Source organism: Azospirillum sp. P4_B5, assembly GCF_056402275.1.
The window spans coordinates 124,579-142,854 of sequence record NZ_JBFUHT010000006.1 but is presented as its reverse complement, the minus strand read 5'-3'; the positions used below and the strand labels follow the sequence as shown (position 1 = coordinate 142,854).

The 18,276-nt window shown below is 69.7% G+C and carries 18 protein-coding genes; 5 read left to right on the top strand and 13 right to left on the bottom strand.

Features of this window, described 5'->3' with window-relative positions; all coding sequences use genetic code 11:
• Positions 1-41: 41 nt before the first annotated feature.
• Entirely contained in the window at positions 42-521 is a 480-nt protein-coding gene (locus tag AC1DVI_RS06755) for a DUF721 domain-containing protein (RefSeq protein ID WP_014198352.1), read from the bottom strand.
• Between the two features lie 128 nt (positions 522-649).
• Between AC1DVI_RS06755 and mutY the strand changes: the two genes are divergently transcribed.
• From mutY to AC1DVI_RS06740, 3 genes are all read left to right on the top strand, one after another.
• A complete protein-coding gene (gene mutY / locus AC1DVI_RS06750) occupies positions 650-1,732 on the top strand; it encodes an A/G-specific adenine glycosylase (protein ID WP_476957271.1) in 1,083 nt (360 codons plus the stop codon).
• 38 nt (positions 1,733-1,770) lie between these two features.
• Positions 1,771-2,526: a DUF1194 domain-containing protein gene (locus AC1DVI_RS06745; protein WP_476957270.1), complete on the top strand. Its 756-nt coding sequence runs from the start codon at positions 1,771-1,773 to the stop codon at positions 2,524-2,526.
• A gap of 158 nt (positions 2,527-2,684) precedes the next feature.
• Positions 2,685-5,180: a sensor histidine kinase gene (locus AC1DVI_RS06740; protein ID WP_476957269.1), complete on the top strand. Its 2,496-nt coding sequence runs from the start codon at positions 2,685-2,687 to the stop codon at positions 5,178-5,180.
• A gap of 4 nt (positions 5,181-5,184) precedes the next feature.
• Here AC1DVI_RS06740 and AC1DVI_RS06735 read toward each other — a convergent pair whose 3' ends face one another.
• The 4 genes from AC1DVI_RS06735 to AC1DVI_RS06720 all read right to left on the bottom strand — a co-directional run bounded on the left by AC1DVI_RS06735 (position 5,185) and on the right by AC1DVI_RS06720 (position 8,325).
• Positions 5,185-5,568 carry a dihydroneopterin aldolase gene (locus tag AC1DVI_RS06735; protein WP_476957268.1) on the bottom strand — a complete coding sequence of 128 codons (384 nt, stop codon included), beginning with the start codon at positions 5,566-5,568 and terminating at the stop codon, positions 5,185-5,187.
• 133 nt (positions 5,569-5,701) lie between these two features.
• A complete protein-coding gene (locus AC1DVI_RS06730) occupies positions 5,702-6,787 on the bottom strand; it encodes a site-specific DNA-methyltransferase (RefSeq protein WP_041812428.1) in 1,086 nt (361 codons plus the stop codon).
• A gap of 90 nt (positions 6,788-6,877) precedes the next feature.
• Complete coding sequence (locus tag AC1DVI_RS06725; protein ID WP_476957267.1) at positions 6,878-7,552, bottom strand: ribonuclease HII; 675 nt, start codon at positions 7,550-7,552, stop codon at positions 6,878-6,880.
• A complete protein-coding gene (locus AC1DVI_RS06720) occupies positions 7,549-8,325 on the bottom strand; it encodes a cyclic nucleotide-binding domain-containing protein (RefSeq protein ID WP_476957266.1) in 777 nt (258 codons plus the stop codon). Before AC1DVI_RS06720 ends, AC1DVI_RS06725 begins: the two co-directional genes overlap by 4 nt.
• Before the next feature lie 148 nt (positions 8,326-8,473).
• Between AC1DVI_RS06720 and AC1DVI_RS06715 the strand changes: the two genes are divergently transcribed.
• Complete coding sequence (locus AC1DVI_RS06715; protein WP_149165202.1) at positions 8,474-8,971, top strand: YchJ family protein; 498 nt, start codon at positions 8,474-8,476, stop codon at positions 8,969-8,971.
• Between the two features lie 242 nt (positions 8,972-9,213).
• A complete protein-coding gene (locus AC1DVI_RS06710) occupies positions 9,214-9,810 on the top strand; it encodes a cold-shock protein (RefSeq protein ID WP_149165203.1) in 597 nt (198 codons plus the stop codon).
• A 192-nt stretch (positions 9,811-10,002) separates the two neighbouring features.
• Here the strand turns inward: AC1DVI_RS06710 and AC1DVI_RS06705 are convergent, their stop codons facing one another.
• The 8 genes from AC1DVI_RS06705 to hypA all read right to left on the bottom strand — a co-directional run bounded on the left by AC1DVI_RS06705 (position 10,003) and on the right by hypA (position 18,275).
• Positions 10,003-11,451: a S41 family peptidase gene (locus AC1DVI_RS06705; RefSeq protein ID WP_476957265.1), complete on the bottom strand. Its 1,449-nt coding sequence runs from the start codon at positions 11,449-11,451 to the stop codon at positions 10,003-10,005.
• Between the two features lie 317 nt (positions 11,452-11,768).
• Complete coding sequence (locus AC1DVI_RS06700; protein WP_476957264.1) at positions 11,769-12,491, bottom strand: sugar transferase; 723 nt, start codon at positions 12,489-12,491, stop codon at positions 11,769-11,771.
• 174 nt (positions 12,492-12,665) lie between these two features.
• A complete protein-coding gene (gene hypE, locus AC1DVI_RS06695; protein WP_476957263.1) occupies positions 12,666-13,712 on the bottom strand; it encodes a hydrogenase expression/formation protein HypE in 1,047 nt (348 codons plus the stop codon).
• 16 nt (positions 13,713-13,728) lie between these two features.
• Positions 13,729-13,980, bottom strand: a complete 252-nt coding sequence (locus AC1DVI_RS06690) for a HypC/HybG/HupF family hydrogenase formation chaperone (RefSeq protein WP_476957262.1) — start codon at positions 13,978-13,980, stop codon at positions 13,729-13,731.
• Positions 13,953-16,382, bottom strand: coding sequence for a carbamoyltransferase HypF (locus tag AC1DVI_RS06685; protein ID WP_476957261.1), 2,430 nt, complete (start codon positions 16,380-16,382; stop codon positions 13,953-13,955). Before AC1DVI_RS06685 ends, AC1DVI_RS06690 begins: the two co-directional genes overlap by 28 nt.
• The gene (locus AC1DVI_RS06680; protein WP_476957260.1) at positions 16,379-16,990 is read right to left on the bottom strand and encodes a LysE family translocator; all 612 of its coding nucleotides are present in this window, start codon (positions 16,988-16,990) and stop codon (positions 16,379-16,381) included. The genes AC1DVI_RS06685 and AC1DVI_RS06680 overlap by 4 nt, the downstream gene beginning before the upstream one ends.
• Positions 16,987-17,934: a hydrogenase nickel incorporation protein HypB gene (gene hypB / locus AC1DVI_RS06675; RefSeq protein ID WP_476957259.1), complete on the bottom strand. Its 948-nt coding sequence runs from the start codon at positions 17,932-17,934 to the stop codon at positions 16,987-16,989. The genes AC1DVI_RS06680 and hypB overlap by 4 nt, the downstream gene beginning before the upstream one ends.
• Complete coding sequence (hypA, locus tag AC1DVI_RS06670) at positions 17,934-18,275, bottom strand: hydrogenase maturation nickel metallochaperone HypA (RefSeq protein WP_476957258.1); 342 nt, start codon at positions 18,273-18,275, stop codon at positions 17,934-17,936. The genes hypB and hypA overlap by 1 nt, the downstream gene beginning before the upstream one ends.
• Position 18,276 lies beyond the last annotated feature (1 nt).

Sequence of the window (18,276 nt, the reverse complement as noted above, 5' to 3'; positions counted from 1 at the left end):
AGCCCGAGCCGGCTCCCGCCCACAAGGGGATCGCTTGATGGCTAGCGACGGCGCGGCGCTGGACGCGGACGGGCCAGCAGCGACCGCCCGAAGCGCTCCAGCGTGGCCCGCAACTCCTCGTCCTCCACCGTGGCGGTGGTGGTCATCACCGACAGTTCCTCGTCCATGGTCAGGTCGCGCGGGCGCACCGTCGGCTTCTGGATGGTCAGCGGGGCGGCGTGGATCAGCTTGATCTTCGCCACCGCGCGGTATCCGAAGAAGCTGTTGATCCGCTCCACGATCTGCGGTTCCAGATGCTGAAGCTCCAGCGCGATGGCGCCCATGGCCCGGATGTGCAGGACGGCGTCCTCCCGCTTGCCACGCGGGAAGCTCAGCTTGTCGGGGGCGGTGCGCAGGCTCAGCTGGTGGCCGACGATGGACGGCCAGTCGTTGATGAGCGAGCCGAAGGCCAGCCCGCGCTTGCCCAGCGCCTTTCCGGCCACCTCGGGGACGGTCTGGCCGATTCGCCGCGGTCCGTTCATGTCAAGGCTTCCTGGTCGGGGCTTCCTGGTGATCGTCCGCGCACCCTAGCGCAAGCGGGCGGGACTGCGCCAGCGCCCCCGCAGGTGCCCCTTTATCGGCAGTCATGTTCGCCCTATGTCTTGCCGCCATGACGACGCCTCCCTACACCGCCCCAAAGAGCGCCCCCAGCGACGCCGCCCCGCGGCTGCTCTCCTGGTACGATCACAACCGCCGCGAGCTGCCCTGGCGCGCCAAGCCGGGGGAGGTCGCCGACCCCTACCGGGTCTGGCTGTCGGAGATCATGCTGCAGCAGACCACGGTGCCCGCCGCGGCGCCCTATTTCCGTGCCTTCACCGAACGCTGGCCGACGGTGCGCGATCTGGCGGCGGCCCCGCTGGACGACGTGCTGGTGGCCTGGGCGGGGCTCGGCTACTACGCGCGGGCGCGCAACCTGCACAAATGCGCGCAGGTGGTGGTGGCGGAGCGGGCAGGGCGCTTTCCCGACAAGGAGGTGGCTCTGCTGGAATTGCCGGGCATCGGCGCCTACACCGCGGCGGCGATCACCGCCATTGCCTTCGGCCACAAGGCGACGGTGGTGGACGGCAACGTGGAGCGGGTGGTCTCCCGCGTGTTCGCTGTCGAGGAACCGCTTCCCGGCGTGAAGCCCAAGCTGCGCGCGCTGGCTGCCCTCCTGACGCCGGACGAGCGGCCCGGCGACTACGCCCAGGCGATGATGGATCTTGGCGCCACGGTCTGCACGCCGCGCAAGCCGAAATGCATGCTCTGTCCCTGGTCGGACTGGTGCGCCGCCCGCGCCGCCGGCATCCAGGAGCAGCTTCCCCGCAAGGCCGCCAAGGCGGACAAGCCGACCCGGCGCGGCGTCGCCTTCTGGCTGATCAACCCGGAGGGGGCCGTGCTGCTGCGCCGCCGGGCGGAGGAGGGATTGCTGGGCGGCATGACCGAAGTGCCCTCCACCCCTTGGGCCGGCCACGCGCCGAGCGAGGCGGAAATCGCGGCGACGGCCCCGCTGAATCGGTCCTGGCGCCGCCTGCCGGGCGCGGTCCGCCATACTTTCAGCCATTTTCACCTCGAACTTGAAGTCGTCGCGGCCAAGGCCGGCGACGGCTGGCGGATGGCCGAGGGGCTGTGGGTTCCGGTGGACCGGCTGGGCGGGCAGGCTCTTCCCTCCGTCATGATGAAGGTGGTGCGTCACGCCCTGGCTCACGCGTAAACGGGGCGCACGCGTAAACGGAAGGCGGACAGAGCGAGATGAGGCGGCGCACGATCCTGGCCCTGCCGGCCTTCCTGGCCGGCGCGTGGCTTGCCGGACCCCTGCGGGCGGAGCCGCCCCTGCGGGCCGAGTCCAAGGCGAAGAAGGCCCCCGCCGGGCGTCGCGTCGCCCTGGAACTGGTTCTGGCGGTGGACGGGTCGGCCTCCATCACCGATGGGGACCTGGAGTTCCAGTTGCAGGGGCATGCCGCGGCCTTCCGCGATCCGGATGTCAGCGACGCGGTGACCGTGGGTGGAGCCGCGGCGACCCTGGTGGTCTTCTCCGGCCCGCACAGCCTGCGCGTGCTGGTGCCCTGGACTCCGCTGACCAGCGCGGAGGAGGTCGCCGCCTTCGCGGACCGGATCGACAAGGCGCCGCGCGGATTCCAAGGGGATTCCACGGCGCTGGGCAGCGCCATCGAAGAATCGGCGAAGCTGTTCGCCGGCAACGGATTCGACGCCGCGCGCAAGGTCATCGACATCGTGTCGAACGGCTTTTCCAACAGCGGCCCGGACCCTGCGGGAGTCCGTGACCGGGTCGAGCGGCAGGGGGTCACCATCAACGCCCTGGCCATCCTCGACGAGTTTCCGTGGCTCGAAGAGTACTATCAGGAGAATGTCGTCGGCGGCGTGAATGGGTTTGTGAAGACAGCGATGGACCGCAGCAGTTTCGTCGAGGCGCTCCGGCAAAAACTCATCCAGGAAATCGCCGATCTTCCTGCACCGCGCTCGGTTATCACCGCAGCTAATTTCTAAGCGCCGCCGCGCGATAGGCCCGAATTTTGGAAAATCGTCTGGAGGAATAACGCCGGGTCAGGCAAGTTTACCGCTGCGTGCACAGCGTCGGCAAAAAACTCCCCTGGGATGTTTTTTTGGCGTGCGTCGCGTCCGGAATGGTGCTCTGGAACGGTGATATGGACGATCATAGGCCGGCGGATTCGGGTGACATTGCGGTAGCGGACATCGTGGCGGCGGCCGGCACGGCTGTCACCGGGAAAGCCATCGCCCATGATGCGGCTCCCCTTCCCGACGCCCAGACGGCTGCGGCGGCCAATCGCTCCAGGGGAAAGCTCCGTCTGCAGGCTGTGGCGATGATGCTCGCCGCCGTCGTCGTCCTGGTGCTGGGGGTGCTGACGGCGGTGGTCGGTTCGGCCTTCATCGGCATCGTCGGTATTGCGGAGGAGGCGCGCGACGTCACCATGCCGCGCGCCGGCGCACAGCACCGCGACGCTCTGACCGCCGCCGAGCTGAGCCGGCTGGCCGAGGTGATCCTGAACAGCCGCGACCGCGCCCGCCGCGCTGCCGCCCTGGACGAGGTGGAGGCGCTGGCCGGCCGGTTCGCCCTGGTGGTCGACGAGGAGGTCCGGGACAAGCTCGACCGCGCTCTGGACGCCGTGCGGCGCAGCAGCCATCGCGCCGACCTGATCGACGCGCTGTCCGCCAGCATCCGCGAGCAGATGGCCGGGGCGGACGACGCGCTGGCCAGTGCCACCGCGCTGCTGGCCGAGCCGGACAAGGCGGTCCAGGACTATGCCTTCCTCAGCAACCTGTACCATCTGCGCCGGCTCTACGGGCAGGCGGCGGCCAGCGAAACGGCGGAGCAACTGGCGCTGCTGGACAGCGAGATCATCGGGCTGCTGCGCAACCAGCAAGCCCTGCTGGACAACCTCTCCAGCATGAGGACGGGGCCGGCGGCTCAGCCCAACCGGCTCGCCATCCTTCTGGACCGGTTCACGGCGGCGCACGCGGTGATCGACCTGCAACGCGGGCGTCTCTCCGTGCTGGCCCAGGTTCGGCAGGACGGCGATCTCGCCTATCGCCAACTGAAGACGCTGGCCGACAGTCTGTCCAGCGACGCCGCCGTGACCACCTTGCTGATGACGGACCGCATCGTCGCCGACGGCTGGCGCGGCTTGTGGACCGGGGTGGCCGGGATCGCTGCAGCGATCCTGCTGCTGGGCCTCGTGACGGCGCTGCTGCGCCGCCATGTGATAACGCCGGTACTGCGCCTCAGCGATACGTTGCACGCTTTGCAACGAAACCCGCAGGTGATTGCTCCGCCGCCGACCCCGCTGGAGGAGTTCGACCGCATCGATGCGGCGGTGGAGCGGTTCGCCGAAATGATGACCGCGCTGCACCGGCAAACCGAGGCTTTGCAGGCGAGTGAAGGGCGGTTGAGTGCCATCCTGCAATCCTCACCCTTTCCCATCGTCATCGCGCGGCGCAGCGACGGGCGCATCCTGTTCGCCAATGCTCCCGCTGCGGAGCTTCTGGAAACCACCGGCTCCGCCCTGCTGGAGCTTGCGGTGCCGGATTTCCTGGAGGCTTCGGCCGATTGGAAGGGAATCGCCGACGGCATGTTCCTCCGTGGCCGGCGGCCGGACGTCGAGACGCGGCTGCGAACCGCGGAGGGCCGTCCCTTCTGGGGCGTGTTGTCGGCGATGGCGATGGATCACGACGGTGTGGAATCGCTGTTCGTGGCTCTTCATGACATCTCCGCGCGCAAGTACGCCGAAAAGGCGCTGGTCGCCGCAAAGGAGGAGGCGGAGCGCGCGCTGCATGACCTCCGGCGGGCCCAAAGGAGCCTCGTCCAGGCGGAGAAGCTGGCGTCGCTGGGGGCGCTGGTGGCCGGAGTGGCGCACGAGATCAACACGCCCATGGGAATCGGCGTGACCGCCGCCAGCCATCTTGCCGAACAGGCGCGGCAGTTCAAGGCCGGCTTGGCGGATGGGCAACTGCGCCGCCGTGACCTGGAGGAGTTCGTGGACCGGATCGAGGAGGGAGCCTCCATCATCCTGGGCAATCTGGAGCGCGCCTGCACGCTGGTGCAGAGCTTCAAGCAGGTCGCCGTGGACCAGACGTCGGAGGCGCAGCGGCCCTTCGAACTGCGCGGCTATCTGGACGGCGTGCTCGGCAGCCTAGCCCCGCAGCTGAAAGGCACCGGGCATCGGGTGACGCTGGACTGTCCGGACGGGCTGATCATGGACAGCTATCCCGGCGCCCTGTCGCAGGTCGTGTCGAATCTCGTCATCAACGCGCTGCTGCACGCCTTCCGGCCCGACGTGCCGGGGACCATCGCCATCGCCGTGCGCGCCGATGGTCCGTCCTCCGCCGGCGCGGCGAGCGTCGTGCTGGACGTCGTCGACGACGGTCGCGGCATTCCGCCGGACCAGATCGAGCGCATTTTCGAGCCCTTCTTCACCACGCGCCGCGCCGAAGGCGGCAGCGGGCTCGGCCTGCACATCGTTTACAACATCGTCACCGGAACGCTCGGCGGGCGCGTCGCCGTGGCGTCGCGGCCGGGGGCCGGCTGCCGCTTCACCATCCACCTGCCGCTGACCGCGTCGCCCATGGCGCCGCCCGCCGTCACCGCCGGCCGCGTCGCGGCGGTGCAGAAGGAGCCCGCCTGACGGGTCAGCCCCGGGCGCGCTCGATCTCGACGCCGACGCTGGCGGCGTCCGGGAACACGTCCAGCTTCTCCACCCGCACCTTGACGCTGGCGATGCGCTCGTCGGACAGGCAGCGTTCGGCGATCCGCTCGGCAAGCGTTTCGATCAGGGTGACGTGGCCCTGGCTGACCAGCCCCTTCACCACCGCCGCCATGTCTTCGCCGGTGACGCCGGGGGCGGCGATCTCCAGGTCGAGGCTCAGGCGGATGCGCTGCGGCTTGATCCGTTCGTGGGCATAGACGCCGATCAGCGCATCCATGACCAGATCGCGCACGAAGCAACGGGTGGAAAGCGCCGCCGGGGCCGAGCGGGGCGCCGGAGCGGTGACGGTGGCGAAGAGCTTGTTCATGGCGCACACGCCTATCACGCCGTCCCCGTCCTGCCAAGGCATGCGGGCGGCGCTCGATGAAGGGCTCCAATGCTGAACTTGCGCGAACGGGGCGGCGTGAGCGGCCGCCCCGCGTCAGGTCCGGCGCCGGGAATCAGGCGGAGGCTTCGGAGCGGATGCGCTCGCGCAGCACGTCGATGGGGCGCAGGTCGCCGCCGTCCTCATAGTGCCAGAAGGTCCAGCCGTTGCAGGCCGGCAGACCGGCCATGGCGGCCCCCACCTGATGGATGGAGCCGCGATGCTCGCCGCGCGGGCCGGCCCCGATCAGCGTGCCGTCGGCGCGCACGCGGGCGACCACTCGGCGGCGCAGGTCGAACAGCGACGTGCCCGGGCGCAGCAGGCCGCGCTCCACCACCCAGCCGAAGGGGATGCGCGGGGCGGACCGCTTCGGCGGCGTGTCGAGAACGGCGGCGTCGGGGGCTTCCTCCACCGCCTCGATGCGGGCGGTGGCCGCCTTGGCGTAGGTCGGGTCGCGCTCCAGCCCGATCCAGTTGCGACCCAGCCGCTTCGCCACGGCACCCGTGGTGCCGGTGCCGAAGAAGGGATCGAGCACCGTGTCGCCGGGGCGGGAGGAGGACAGGATGACGCGGTAGAGAAGCGATTCCGGCTTCTGCGTCGGGTGGGCCTTGCGGCCGTCCTCGTCGCGCAGGCGCTCCGCGCCGTTGCAGATCGGCAGCAGCCAGTCGCTGCGCATCTGCAGATCGTCGTTCAGCGCCTTCATGGCGTCGTAGTTGAAGCGGTAGCGGGCGTCCTTCTCGCGCGAGGCCCAGATCATGGTCTCATGCGCGTTGGCGAAGCGCGTGCCGCGGAAGTTCGGCATCGGGTTGGTCTTGCGCCACACGATGTCGTTCAGGATCCAGAAGCCCAGATTCTGCAGCGTGGCGCCGACACGGAAGATGTTGTGGTAGCTGCCGATCACCCACAACGATCCCTCGGGTTTCAGGATGCGGCGGGCCGCGGCGAGCCAGTCCCGCGTGAAGCGGTCGTAGGTCTCGAAATCCTCGAACTTGTCCCAGTCCTCCTCCACTCCGTCAACACGGGAGTGGTTCGGGCGCAAGAGTTCGCCCCCCAATTGGAGGTTATAAGGCGGATCGGCAAAGACAAGGTCCACCGATTCAGCCGGCATTTCATTCATGAGGGCGATGCAATCGCCCACGAGAATTTTGTTCAGGGGGAGCATTGACGAAACCAAAACAGCGAATCAGTCGTTGGGACAATGATTCGCCGCCGAGTCGCCGTCAACTGATTTCTTATCCCGGAATCGCGGCGGTCAGCCGGCCCGTTCGATTTGGGCGCGGACTGGTGCAAAAGTGACTCGGTGGTGGGGCGTCACGCCGTGTCGGCGCAGCGCCTCCAGATGCTCCGGCGTCGGGTAGCCGGCGTTGCGGTCCCAGCCGTATTGCGGGTGAAGCTCCGCCAGCCGCATCATCTCGCGGTCGCGCGCCACCTTGGCGACGATGGAGGCCGCGGCGATCGACTGGCTGCGCCCGTCGCCCTTGACGATGGCCTCCATCAGGCAGGACAGGTCCGGCTTGAACTTCCCGTCGATCAGTGCGACGGCGGGCGGCTCGCCGGGCAGCGCCTCGTAGGCACGCTTCATGGCCAGCAGTGTGGCCTTGTGGATGTTGAGGTCATCGATCTCCGCCGCGGACGCCTCGGCCAGAGCGACGGCCAGGGCGTGGGCGCGGATCTCCGGCTCCAGCGCCTCGCGGGCGCGCAGGCTCAGCGCCTTGCTGTCGTTGATGGCGCGGGCCAGCGCGTCGGGCAGGCCGCCCGCCGGCAGCACCACGGCGGCGGTGACCACGGGGCCGGCGAGCGGGCCGCGCCCCACCTCGTCGATGCCGCAGACCAGCCGGCCCTGGCCCAGCGCGGTTTCGAAGGACAGGTCGGGTTGCGGACGGGGAGCTTTGACGCGGACGGCTTTGGCGGTGGTCTTGGAAGTCATGGCGAGTCGGTTCTTGCGGGTTCGGCGTGGTGGGGCAGGAGCCGTCCGCCGGACAGTTGCTCGATGTAGATGCGCGTCAGCGAGCGCAGGATGGGCGGCATCGTCTCGATGGCCTTGGCGAACTGGTCCTTGCGGATGATTTCGCAGACCGTGGCCTCCAGCGCAACGACGGTCGCGGCGCGGGGGCGGTTGGCGAGGAGGGCCAGTTCCCCGAAGATGCGCCCCGGACCCAGCACGCCGAGGTCGGTGCCGTCGCGCTGCACGCCGACCGAGCCGGACTGGATCAGGTAGGCCGCCGTTCCAGCGTCCCCCTGGCGGAAGAAGCTGTGGCCGCGGCGGAACATGCGGCGGTCGGCCACCGTGGCGAAGGAATCGGAGGAGCGGATCGCGGCGCCGCCCTCCTGCCGCTCGGGCTGGGACAGGCCATAGCTGCGGCGGATAGCGGCGACGAGGCTTTCCAGCAAGTAGGAGGCCAGCGGCGGGCAGCGGCCGCGCAGCGCGCGGAAGGTCTCGCGCGACAACTCCACCGTCTCGACGGCGGTCACGGCGCGCACCGTGGCGCTGCGCAGCCCGTCGTCCAGCAGCGCCATTTCCCCGACGATGGCGTTGGCGCCGACGGTGCCCAGGCGGCGGGGGCCGTCCGGACCGTCCAGCAGAACCTCCAACTCGCCCGACTGGATCAGCCAGGCGCAGTCCCCGGCCTCACCCTGGCGGATCAGCACGGTGTCCGCGGCGATGCGCCGCGTGGGAAGGTCGGGTGCACTTCTGGTCATCGCCGGTTCCATCGGTCCGGGCCTGCCGCCCGTGTTCTGCACAGGTTAGCGCGAATGCCGGTCCGGTTCAGGCGAATTTCCGGTGATGCTTGGCGGAGGCCGCCGGCTGCGCTATGCATGGCGCCCTCAAATCGAGAGGCCGGAAGTCATGACCACCACCGCCACCACCGAATGCCCCTGCCGTTCCGGCAAGCCGCTGGACGCCTGCTGCGGCCCCTATCTGGACGGCAGTGCGCCGGCGCCGACCGCCGAAGCGCTGATGCGGTCGCGTTACTCGGCGTTCGCCTGCGGGAAGATCGACTATCTGCAGGAGACGCTGCTGCCGGAGACCCGCGAGGACTTCGACCGCAAGGAGATCGAGACCTGGGCCGCCAACAGCCAGTGGACCGGCCTCGAAGTTCGCGCCACCGAAGCTGGCGGGGCGGAGGACGAGGACGGCGTGGTCGAGTTCGTCGCCCACTTCACCATGAACGGCAAGCAGCAGAAGCACCACGAGACCAGCCGCTTCACCAAGCGGGACGGCCGCTGGTTCTATGTGGACGGCACCTTGGGCGCCCGCCCGCGCAGCGGCCCCAAGGTCGGGCGGAACGATCCCTGCCCCTGCGGCAGCGGCAAGAAATACAAGAAGTGCTGCGGAGCCGCCTGACAGCCCAGTCGAGAGGGGCGGTCGTGACGGGCCGGTCTTGACCGACAATCCGCCGAATCTCGCAGCAATTGCGATATTTTTGGTCGCCCGGACACCGCCGGGCGGCCCTCGGCCGTGTTTTTGCCGAATCTTTCTTTCCGGCGCGCGCGATCTCAATTGAAAAGCGCGGCGGAACGGATCATCTTCGGGGGGCCATGTTCCGCCGGTTGGGGCATGGCCTATCACGACAGATGAGACCACGTATGTTCGACCGTCCGCAGCGCAACAGCTTCCGCGCTCCCGAGATCACCCAGCGCAACATCCGCGCCACCGTCAAGTGGTTCAACGCGACCAAGGGCTTCGGCTTTGTCACGCCTGAAGACGGCTCGCCGGATGCCTTCCTGCATTCCACGGTTCTGCAGTTCTGCGGACACGACAGCCTGCCCGAGGGTGCCACCATCACCTGTGACCTGTCCCGCGGCCCGAAGGGCCCGCAGGTCGCCACGATCCATGACGTCGACACTTCGACCGCCAGCGAGTCCCCGCGCCCGGCGGCGCGCGCTCCGCGCGGCGACAGCTACGGCGGCGGCTACGGCGGCGGCAGCAGCTATGGCGGTGGCGGCAGCTACGGCGGCGGCGCCGGCGGCGCCGAGGAGACGGTCGACGGCACCGTGAAGTGGTTCAACGTGTCCAAGGGCTTCGGCTTCATCGCCCCGTCCACCGGTGGCAAGGACATCTTTGTTCACATCCGCGCTCTGGAGCGTTCGGGCCTGGACGTGCTCGCCGATGGCGAGCAGGTGCGGGTGACCGTCCGCCAGGGCGTCAAGGGTCCGGAAGCGCAGCGCGTCGAAGTGGTCTGACGTCGAACAGCCGGGTGTGAGGGGGCGGGGCGGACCCATCCCCGCGCGCCCGGTCGCGGAAGCAGCACCATTCCCATCACCGTCACGATCCGCCCATTGGGTCCGAGACGGTGCGCGGGGCACAAAGAAAAAGCCCGCCGTTCCAATGGAACGGCGGGTTTTTTTTGTTTCACCTCTTGGGGGTGCGGCTTGTTACGGCCGCCCGATCAGCGTGCCCATCAGGCGGGTGCGGATGGCGGCGACGGCGCAGTCCAGCGGGCGGTCGGCGTCCGGCTTCGACGGGGCGGCGGCCACGTCCGGGCACAGGTCCTCGATCCGCCAGGCGCGCGGCGGCGGCGGCGGGGTGGCGTGCGGGTCGCAGGTCGCCGGGTCGGGGTGGGTTTCCTCGCTGTTGTCGTTGGCCGGCTTGATTTCCAGGTTCGGCGACACGCCGAAGCAGTCCACCAACCCGCCGGACGGGCGGAAGTAGCGCGCGGTGGTCAGGCGGATGCCGATGTCGCCGGACAGCGACGAGATGGTCTGCACCGAGCCCTTGCCATAGCTGCGCGTGCCGAACAGCAGCGCCCGGCTGTGGTCCTGAAGGGCGCCCGCCACGATCTCGGACGCCGAGGCCGACCCGCTGTTGACCAGCAGGACGATGGGCAGCCCGGCCAGCAGGTCGCCCGGCGTGCCGGTGTAACGGCGGTTCTCGTCCGGGTCGCGACCGCGCACCGACACGATGTCCACCGCCTCCAGGAAGCGGTCGGCGACGTTCACCGCCTGATCGAGAAGGCCGCCGGGGTTGTTGCGCAGGTCCAGCACCGCCCCGGCCAGCCGGCCATGGGCCTGCCGGCGCATCTCCTCCACCGCATCGTCGAGCGCGTGGGAGGTCTGCTGGTTGAAGGCGGCGATGCGGATGTAGGCGACGTCGCCCTCCAGCCGGTAGCGCACGGGCTGGATCTTCACGATGGCGCGGGTCAGCGACACGCGGAACGGCGCGTCGGGAGCGCTGTTTCCACCGCCAGCGCCGTTGCGCCGCATGGTCAGGGCGACGGAGGTGCCGACCGGTCCGCGCATGCGCGCCACCGCGTCGCGCAGATTCATGCCCTTGACCTGCGCCTCGTCGATCCGGGCGATCAGGTCGCCGGTGCGCAGCCCGGCGCGGGCGGCGGGGGAGCCGTCGATCGGGGACACGACGCGGATCAGGCCGCTGTCTTCGTCCATCGTCACCTCGATGCCCAGCCCGCCGAACTCGCCCTGGGTCTGCTCCCGCATGTAGCGGAAATGCTCCGAATCGAGGAAGGCCGAGTAGGGGTCGAGGGAGGTCAGCATCGCGTCCAGCGCCGCCTCGGTCAGCACCCGGTCGGTCGCCCCCGGCTCCTCCTTCTTCTTCTTCTGGAGGCCGGCGACGGCCTTCTCGACCAGAACCTGCGGCGTGCCCGGCTTCACATGCTCGGCCAGCACGCGGCGCAGGACGTCGGAGAAGAGGAGGTAGTTGCGGTCCGCCGGGGAGGGGAGGGTGGAGGTCCCCTTGGCCTTCGCGAACTCCTGCCGGTAATGGTCCAGCGCGATGCTGGTGTCGGCGCGGGAGGCGGGCACCACCGCACAGGCGGGTCCCATCGCCACCATCAGCAGCAACAGCGCCGCCAGCAGTTTCGCCATCCTGCGCCCCTCTTGACTGACCGGCCCGGCCGGCGGAATCAAAGCCATCAACGCGACTGCAAGCCTTATTGTACCAGGGGTTTCGCCTGCCGGACGCCCGAGGCCGGTGCCTATGTGCTTTCGTACGGCGGAACATGGCCTTCCGGCCGGCTCCGCCGGTCGTCCATCCGCAACCTAGCACGTTGACCGGGCAATCTCAAATCCTGCCCCCTGATGCCGCGGGACCCGTCGCCTCGCGCAGGATAGGATATATGTCTCCACCCTTCACGCCGCCACTCTCCGGGCGGGGGAGAGCGCTGGCGCGGGGATTCTACGCCTTAATAGGCACCTTTTCCGCTGAGCATCACGCCGACCGTGCGCAGCAGGATGCGGATGTCGCCCCACAGGCTCCACCCCAGCAGATAGGCGGTGTCGAGCTGGACGCGCCGGCCATAATCCACGTCGTTGCGGCCGCTGACCTGCCACAGCCCGGTCAGTCCGGGGCGGCACCGCATGTAGAAGGGGAAGCAGACGTGATAGCGCTCCACCTCCTCCTGCACGATGGGGCGCGGGCCGACCAGACTCATGTCGCCGGTCAGGACATTGAAGAGTTGCGGCAGCTCGTCCAGGCTGGTGCGGCGCAGGAAGCGGCCGATCCAGGTGATGCGGGGATCGTTGCGCAGCTTGCGCGTGGCCTCCCACTCGGCGCGGGCCTCCGCGTCGGATTCGATCAGCCTCTCGAAGACCTCCGGCGCGTTGACGACCATGGAGCGGAACTTCCAGCAGGTGAAGTCCCGGCCCTCCGTTCCGATGCGCCGGTGGCCGAACACCGCGGGGCCGCCGTCCAGCGTGATGAGAAGCCCGACGATCAGCATCAGCGGTCCGAAGAACAGGATCAGCCCGACCGCCCCCACGAGGTCGAAGGCCCGTTTCACCCGGTTGCGGTGCAGCGGTGCCATGGCCGGCAGGCGCGCGACCAACTCCGCGGCGGACGCCGTGCCGGCGAGCGTCGCCGGTTCCAGCGGTGCAGCACCCAACTGGATGGACTGCGGAATACCCATCGATCCCCCGTACTCACAATTCGGCTGGCGGAAACACGACCGCCTTCCGGGGGAGGCAACGCGTGAGGCGCGTCCGGGGTCCCCCGGCTGGGCCGATCCGCCGCAGTTCCATTGCGGTACGCCGGGCGGTGCGAGCGAAGCCGAAGAGGTGCCCCTTTCGGCGCAAGCGGAGGCTCAGCAGATGCGGGGAAGCTGCTCGCCGGACAGCCAATCCACGATGCGCTTGCCGCCGAAGCGCGTTTGCATCTGCACGAAGCGGTGCGAATCCTCGACCACCGTGCCGATGATGGCCGCATCGACCCCCAGCGGATGGGCGCGCATGGCCGCCAGAAGGCGCTCGGCGTCCTCGGCTGCGCAGATGGCGATCAGCTTGCCTTCGTTGGCGACGTAGAGCGGGTCGAGCCCGAGCAGTTCGCAGGCGGCCGCGACCTCCGCCTTCAGCGGGATGTCGGCCTCGCGCAGCAGCATGCCGACCCCCGACTGGTGGGCGATCTCGTTCAGCGTCGTCGCCAGACCGCCGCGAGTCGGGTCGCGCAGGACATGCACGTCCGGCACCGCCGCGACCATGCCGGCGACCAGCCCGTGCAGCGCCGCGCTGTCCGACCGGATGTCCGTCTCGAAGCTGAGATTCTCGCGGGTGGACATGATGGCGACGCCGTGGTCGCCCATGGTGCCGCTGACCAGAATCGCGTCGCCGGGCCGCGCCCGCTCGCCGGACGGGGCGACGCCGGGCGGCACCACGCCGATGCCGGTGGTGGTGATGAAGACGCCGTCGCCCTTGCCGCGCTCCACCACCTTGGTGTCGCCGGTCACGATGGATACGCCGGCCTCGCGCGCGGCGTGGGCCATGCTGTCCACCAGCCGCTTCAGGTCGGCCAGCGGGAAGCCTTCCTCCAGAATGAAGCCGGCGGTCAGATAGAGCGGCATCGCCCCGGCCATGGCGACATCGTTCACCGTGCCGTGCACGGCCAGCGAGCCGATGTCACCGCCGGGAAAGAACAAGGGCGAGACGACGAAACCGTCGGTCGTCACCACCATGCGTCCGGCGGGCGGATCGAAGGCCGCCTGGTCGTTGCCCTGGTCGAGCAGCGGGTTGGCGAAGGCGGCGGCGAACAGCTCCCGCACCAGCTGGGCCATGGCTTTGCCGCCCGATCCGTGGCTCATGTCCACGGCGCCGCGGGCGAGGTCGAGCTTGCGGGTGAAGAGGCGGCGGTCGATCATGGCGGGGTCCACAAAGTCAGGCGGCATCCGAGGCGGGCGGCAGGGTGCCGGCGCCGGTGCCGGTTTCGGCGAGCAGGGCGAGCGTGCGCTCCGCCTCCTCCGGGTCGAGCTTGGACAGGGCGTAGCCGACGTGGACGATCACGTAGTCGCCCACCGTCACGCCCTCGACCAGCGCCAGGGAGCAGGCGACCTTTACCCCGCCCAGACTGACGGTGGCGCGGTCGTCCTCCAGAAGCTCGATCACGCGGGCGGGGACGGCGAGGCACATGGGGGCGGTCCTTCCTCAAGCAAACTCTGCATGGCGATCCAGGCCTGTCCCAGGCTGAGCCCGCCGTCGTTGGCCGGTGCTTGGCGCGGCAGCAGCGCGGTGACGCCGCGCGCCGCGAAGCCGGCGCTCAGCCCCTCCGCCAGCACGGCGTTCATCAGGCAGCCACCGGACAGGGCGATGCGGTCGAGGCCGCGCGCCGCCAGTTCCGGCATGGCCCAAGCGACCAGTGCCGCGGCCAGAGTGCCATGGAACCGGTCGGCCCCCTCCTGCGCATTGATCTGCAACAAACTCTCCAGAAGGGGGGTGAGGTCCAGCACGCCGCCGTCGATCCGCCAGCCGCCCTCCAGCACCGTGGGGCTGCGGACCAGCGATTCCAGGGCCATCGGCGCCTCGCCCTCGAAGCCGGCGACGGAGCGCACGCCCAACAGGCCGCAGGCGGCGTCGAACCAGCGCCCGCAGGAACTGGTGGGCGGCGCGTTGACGCCGGCCTCGATCATCCGCCGCACGCCGTCCGCCGGGCCGCAGGCGGCGAAGCGCTCGGCGATCTCCGCGCCGCGCCCCATGCGGGCCAGCGCCGCCGCCGCCATGCGCCAGGGCTGGCGCGCCGCCACGTCGCCGCCGGGCTGGGCCAGTGGTGCCAAGTGGCTGAGGCGGGTGAAGCGGATACTCTCCACCAGCAGCATCTCGCCGCCCCAGGACCCGCCGTCCGTCCCCAGCCCGAACCCGTCCAGCGCCAGCCCCAGCGCCGGGCCGTTCACGCCGTGCTCGGCCAGCACCGCCGCGATGTGGGCATGGTGGTGCTGCACCGGCAGCGTCGGCAGGCCGAGCGATTCGGCGAAGCGGGTGGTCTGGAAATCGGGGTGCAGGTCGTGGGCGACGGCGACCGGCTCCACCGCCAGGATGCGGCGCAGATGGGCGGCGCTCTCCTCAAGGAACTCCAGGGTCGCGGCGTTGTCGAGGTCGCCGATGTGCTGGCTGAGGAAGGCTTCGTTCCCGCGGGTCAGGCAGATGGTGGCCTTCAGGTGCCCGCCGACCGCCAGCACCGGCGGCCCGGCGCATGGCAGGCGGATGGGCGCCGGCGCATGGCCGCGCCCCCGCCGCAGGAAAGCCGGCGCCCCCGCCACCACCCGCATCACGCTGTCGTCGGCGCGGACCAGGATGTCGCGGTCATGGTCGACGATCAGGTCGGCGATGCCATCCAACCTCCGCCGGGCCTCGTCGTTGCCGATGGCGAGCGGCTCGCCGCCGGGGTTGGCGGAGGTCATGACCAGGGCGAGGTCCTGCGGCCGCTCCAGCCACGCCGTGCCGTCGGGACGGCCGGCGTCCTCGTGGAACAGCAGATGATGGATCGGCGTGTAGGGCAGCATGACGCCCAGCCAGTCGAGACCGGGGGCGATGGCGTCGGGAAGGGGCCGCACTGGCCCCCTCCCTAACCCTCCCCCGCTCTCGGCGGACCAAAGGTCCGCCTGCCGCGTCAGCGCAAACCTTTGGTTTGCGCGTGAGCTGCGCAGGGGAGGGAATTCGAGTCCCTCCCCTGCGCAGCGGGGGAGGGAAGGGGCCCGCGAAGCGGGAAGGGTGGGGGCCTCACGCCGCCGCAACAGCACCACCGGCCGCACCACCCCCTCCAGCAACGCCCTCTCCGCCGCTCCGATCGCCACGAACCGCTCCGCGGACACGGCGTTGGCGACCATCAGGGCGAAGGGCTTGCCGTTGCGCTGCTTGCGAGCGCGCAGCCGTTCCACCGCCGCCGCGTCGAACGCGTCGCAGGCGAGGTGGAAGCCGCCCAGCCCCTTGATGGCGACGATCCGTCCGCCGCGCAGCGCGGCCAGAACCTCCTCGATGGAATGGGACAGGCGCGGGCCGCAGGCCGGGCAAGCGGTCGGTTGGGCGTGGAAGCGGCGGTCGGCGGGGTCGGCGTATTCGGCGGCGCAGTCCGGGCAGAGGGGAAAGCCCGCCATGGCGGTCTGCGGCCGGTCGTAGGGCAGGGCGCGCGTGATGGTGAAGCGTGGCCCGCAATGGGTGCAGTTGAGGAACGGGTAGCGGTAGCGCCGGTCCGCCGGGTCGAACAGCTCGGCCAGACAGGCCGGGCAGACGGCGGCGTCGGGGGCGACGCCGGTCGTGACCGCTCCGCCGTGCGAAGCCAGAATCGCAAACCCTGCCTCGTCGGGACGGACGGGACATTCCGCCGTTTCGACCGCGTCGATCCGCGCCAGCGGAGGCGCTTCCTTCACCAGCGCCGTGAGAAGCCGCTGAAGGGCGTCGCCCTGCACCTCCGCCAGCACCCCGTCTCCGTCGTTGAGGACCCAGCCGGTCAGGTCGAAACGGTGCGCCAGCCCATGCAGGAAGGGCCGGAAGCCAACCCCCTGCACCTGCCCGCGGACCCGGAGGCGAAGCCGCCTCACCGTGCGGCGACCGCCACGCCCGCGCCGATCATCAACGTGCCGGCGCCCTGGTTCAGCGCCTTCATGGCCCGCTCGCTGCGGAACAGATGACGGGCGCGCGATGCCGCCATGGCGTAGGTCAGCAGGACGGCGCTCAACACGCCCACCACGATGCTGGCCATCAGCACAGCGTCGGTGGCGGAAACGCGCGTCAGATCCACGAAGGCCGGGAGAAAGGCCATGTAGAACAGGATGGTCTTCGGGTTGGAGAGGGTCAGGGCCAAACCGCTCGCGAAGCCCCGCAACTGTGTGCCATCGGCCTCCGGCGGGTCTCCACCGATGGTGACGGGGGCGCGCCATGTTCGGATGCCCAGCCAGATCAGGTAACCGGCGGCGGCGAAGCGCAGCAGGGTGAACAACTCCTCGAAGGCGTGGGCGACGGCGGCCAGCCCGCCGAGGGCGAGCGCCAGCAGCACGAGGTCGCCCACCACCATTCCGGCGAGGAAGCCCAGATTGCGCCGCCATCCCAGGGCGAGGGAGCGGGCGACCACGGCGAAGATGCCGGGTCCGGGGGTAGCCATGAAGTACAGACAGGCCCCGGCCATCAGGAGGAAATCGGCGGGGCTCATGCGCCGCGTCCCGCCACGGCTGTCGCAAGCCCCTCCTCGATCCAGCCGTACCAATCCTCAAGCCCCTTCCCGGTGGTCGCGGAAACCTCGATCACGCGCAGGTTCGGCTTCAACTGGCGGGCGTAGGCGATCATGCGCGCCATGTCGAAGGTCAAATGCGGCAGCAGATCGACCTTGTTGACCAGCAGCAGGTCGGCACCGGCGAACATCGCCGGGTATTTCAGCGGCTTGTCCTCCCCCTCCGTCACCGAGAGCACGACGACCTTGTGCGCCTCGCCGAGGTCGAAGCCGGCCGGGCAGACGAGGTTGCCGACGTTCTCGATGAAGAGGACGCTGCCCGTCTCCACCGGCAGGCGCCCCACCGCCTGGGTGACCATCTGGGCGTCGAGATGGCAGCCCTTGCCGGTGTTGACCTGGATGGCCGGCGTGCCGGTGGCGCGGATGCGGTCGGCGTCGAAGGAGGTCTGCTGGTCGCCCTCGATCACCGCCATTGGGAAGCGGCCCTTCAGGTCGGTCAGCGTGCGGGTCAGCAGGGTCGTCTTGCCCGAACCGGGGCTGGACATCAGGTTCAGCACGAACACGCCCTTCGCCGCGAACAACTGGCGGTTCACCGCGGCGAAGCTGTCGTTCTTGGCGAGGATATCCTGTTCGATGGCGACCAACCGGGTCTGCGACATGCCCGGCACCTCCGTCCCCGCCGGGCCGCGGCCGAGGTCGATGGTCCCATGGTCGTGCCCATGATCATGGCCATGGCCATGGTCGTCGCCGTGCGTGTGCCGGTAGACCTTGCCGTCCGGACCGACATGCTCGTGGCTGTGGTCATGGTGATCATGATGATGGTCGTGATCATGATGATGGTCGTGACCATGGTGGTGGTGATGGCCGTGCGCGTGGCCGGCTTCGATTTTGGTTTCGCCTTCGGCGCAGCCGCAGACCGTGCACATCACTCCACCTCCAGTTCCTTGACGCGCATTTCCTCGCCGCCGGTCACCATCAGCTGGTGGCCGCCGCATTCCGGGCAGGGGGCCGACCGCTCGGGCAGCGGGACCGGCTTCTCGCAGGACAGGCAGAAGGCCTGACCCGGCGGGCGTTCGATGTCCAGGACGGCGCCTTCCGCGATGGTGCCGCGGCTGACAGCGTCGAAGCCGAAGGCGATGGCCTGCGGTTCGACGTGGGACAGGGTGCCGATGACCAGCCGCACCGTCTTCACCGTCGTGAAGCCCTGGGCCGCGGCCTGATCGCGGATCACGTCGATGATGCCTTGGCTGAGCGCCAGCTCGTGCATG

Excerpts from the sequence above, each read along its gene's own strand:
- AC1DVI_RS06740 (WP_476957269.1), top strand. The coding sequence starts at position 2,685 with ATGGACGATCATAGGCCGGCGGATTCGGGTGACATTGCGGTAGCGGAC.
- AC1DVI_RS06725 (WP_476957267.1), bottom strand. The coding sequence starts at position 7,552 with ATGACTTCCAAGACCACCGCCAAAGCCGTCCGCGTCAAAGCTCCCCGT.
- AC1DVI_RS06745 (WP_476957270.1), top strand. The coding sequence starts at position 1,771 with ATGAGGCGGCGCACGATCCTGGCCCTGCCGGCCTTCCTGGCCGGCGCG.
- AC1DVI_RS06705 (WP_476957265.1), bottom strand. The coding sequence starts at position 11,451 with ATGGCGAAACTGCTGGCGGCGCTGTTGCTGCTGATGGTGGCGATGGGA.
- AC1DVI_RS06680 (WP_476957260.1), bottom strand. The coding sequence starts at position 16,990 with ATGAGCCCCGCCGATTTCCTCCTGATGGCCGGGGCCTGTCTGTACTTC.
- AC1DVI_RS06735 (WP_476957268.1), bottom strand. The coding sequence starts at position 5,568 with ATGAACAAGCTCTTCGCCACCGTCACCGCTCCGGCGCCCCGCTCGGCC.
- AC1DVI_RS06715 (WP_149165202.1), top strand. The coding sequence starts at position 8,474 with ATGACCACCACCGCCACCACCGAATGCCCCTGCCGTTCCGGCAAGCCG.
- hypA (WP_476957258.1), bottom strand. The coding sequence starts at position 18,275 with ATGCACGAGCTGGCGCTCAGCCAAGGCATCATCGACGTGATCCGCGAT.
- AC1DVI_RS06730 (WP_041812428.1), bottom strand. The coding sequence starts at position 6,787 with ATGCTCCCCCTGAACAAAATTCTCGTGGGCGATTGCATCGCCCTCATG.
- mutY (WP_476957271.1), top strand. The coding sequence starts at position 650 with ATGACGACGCCTCCCTACACCGCCCCAAAGAGCGCCCCCAGCGACGCC.
- AC1DVI_RS06710 (WP_149165203.1), top strand. The coding sequence starts at position 9,214 with ATGTTCGACCGTCCGCAGCGCAACAGCTTCCGCGCTCCCGAGATCACC.
- AC1DVI_RS06720 (WP_476957266.1), bottom strand. The coding sequence starts at position 8,325 with ATGACCAGAAGTGCACCCGACCTTCCCACGCGGCGCATCGCCGCGGAC.
- AC1DVI_RS06755 (WP_014198352.1), bottom strand. The coding sequence starts at position 521 with ATGAACGGACCGCGGCGAATCGGCCAGACCGTCCCCGAGGTGGCCGGA.
- hypE (WP_476957263.1), bottom strand. The coding sequence starts at position 13,712 with ATGATCGACCGCCGCCTCTTCACCCGCAAGCTCGACCTCGCCCGCGGC.
- AC1DVI_RS06690 (WP_476957262.1), bottom strand. The coding sequence starts at position 13,980 with ATGTGCCTCGCCGTCCCCGCCCGCGTGATCGAGCTTCTGGAGGACGAC.
- hypB (WP_476957259.1), bottom strand. The coding sequence starts at position 17,934 with ATGTGCACGGTCTGCGGCTGCGCCGAAGGCGAAACCAAAATCGAAGCC.
- AC1DVI_RS06700 (WP_476957264.1), bottom strand. The coding sequence starts at position 12,491 with ATGGGTATTCCGCAGTCCATCCAGTTGGGTGCTGCACCGCTGGAACCG.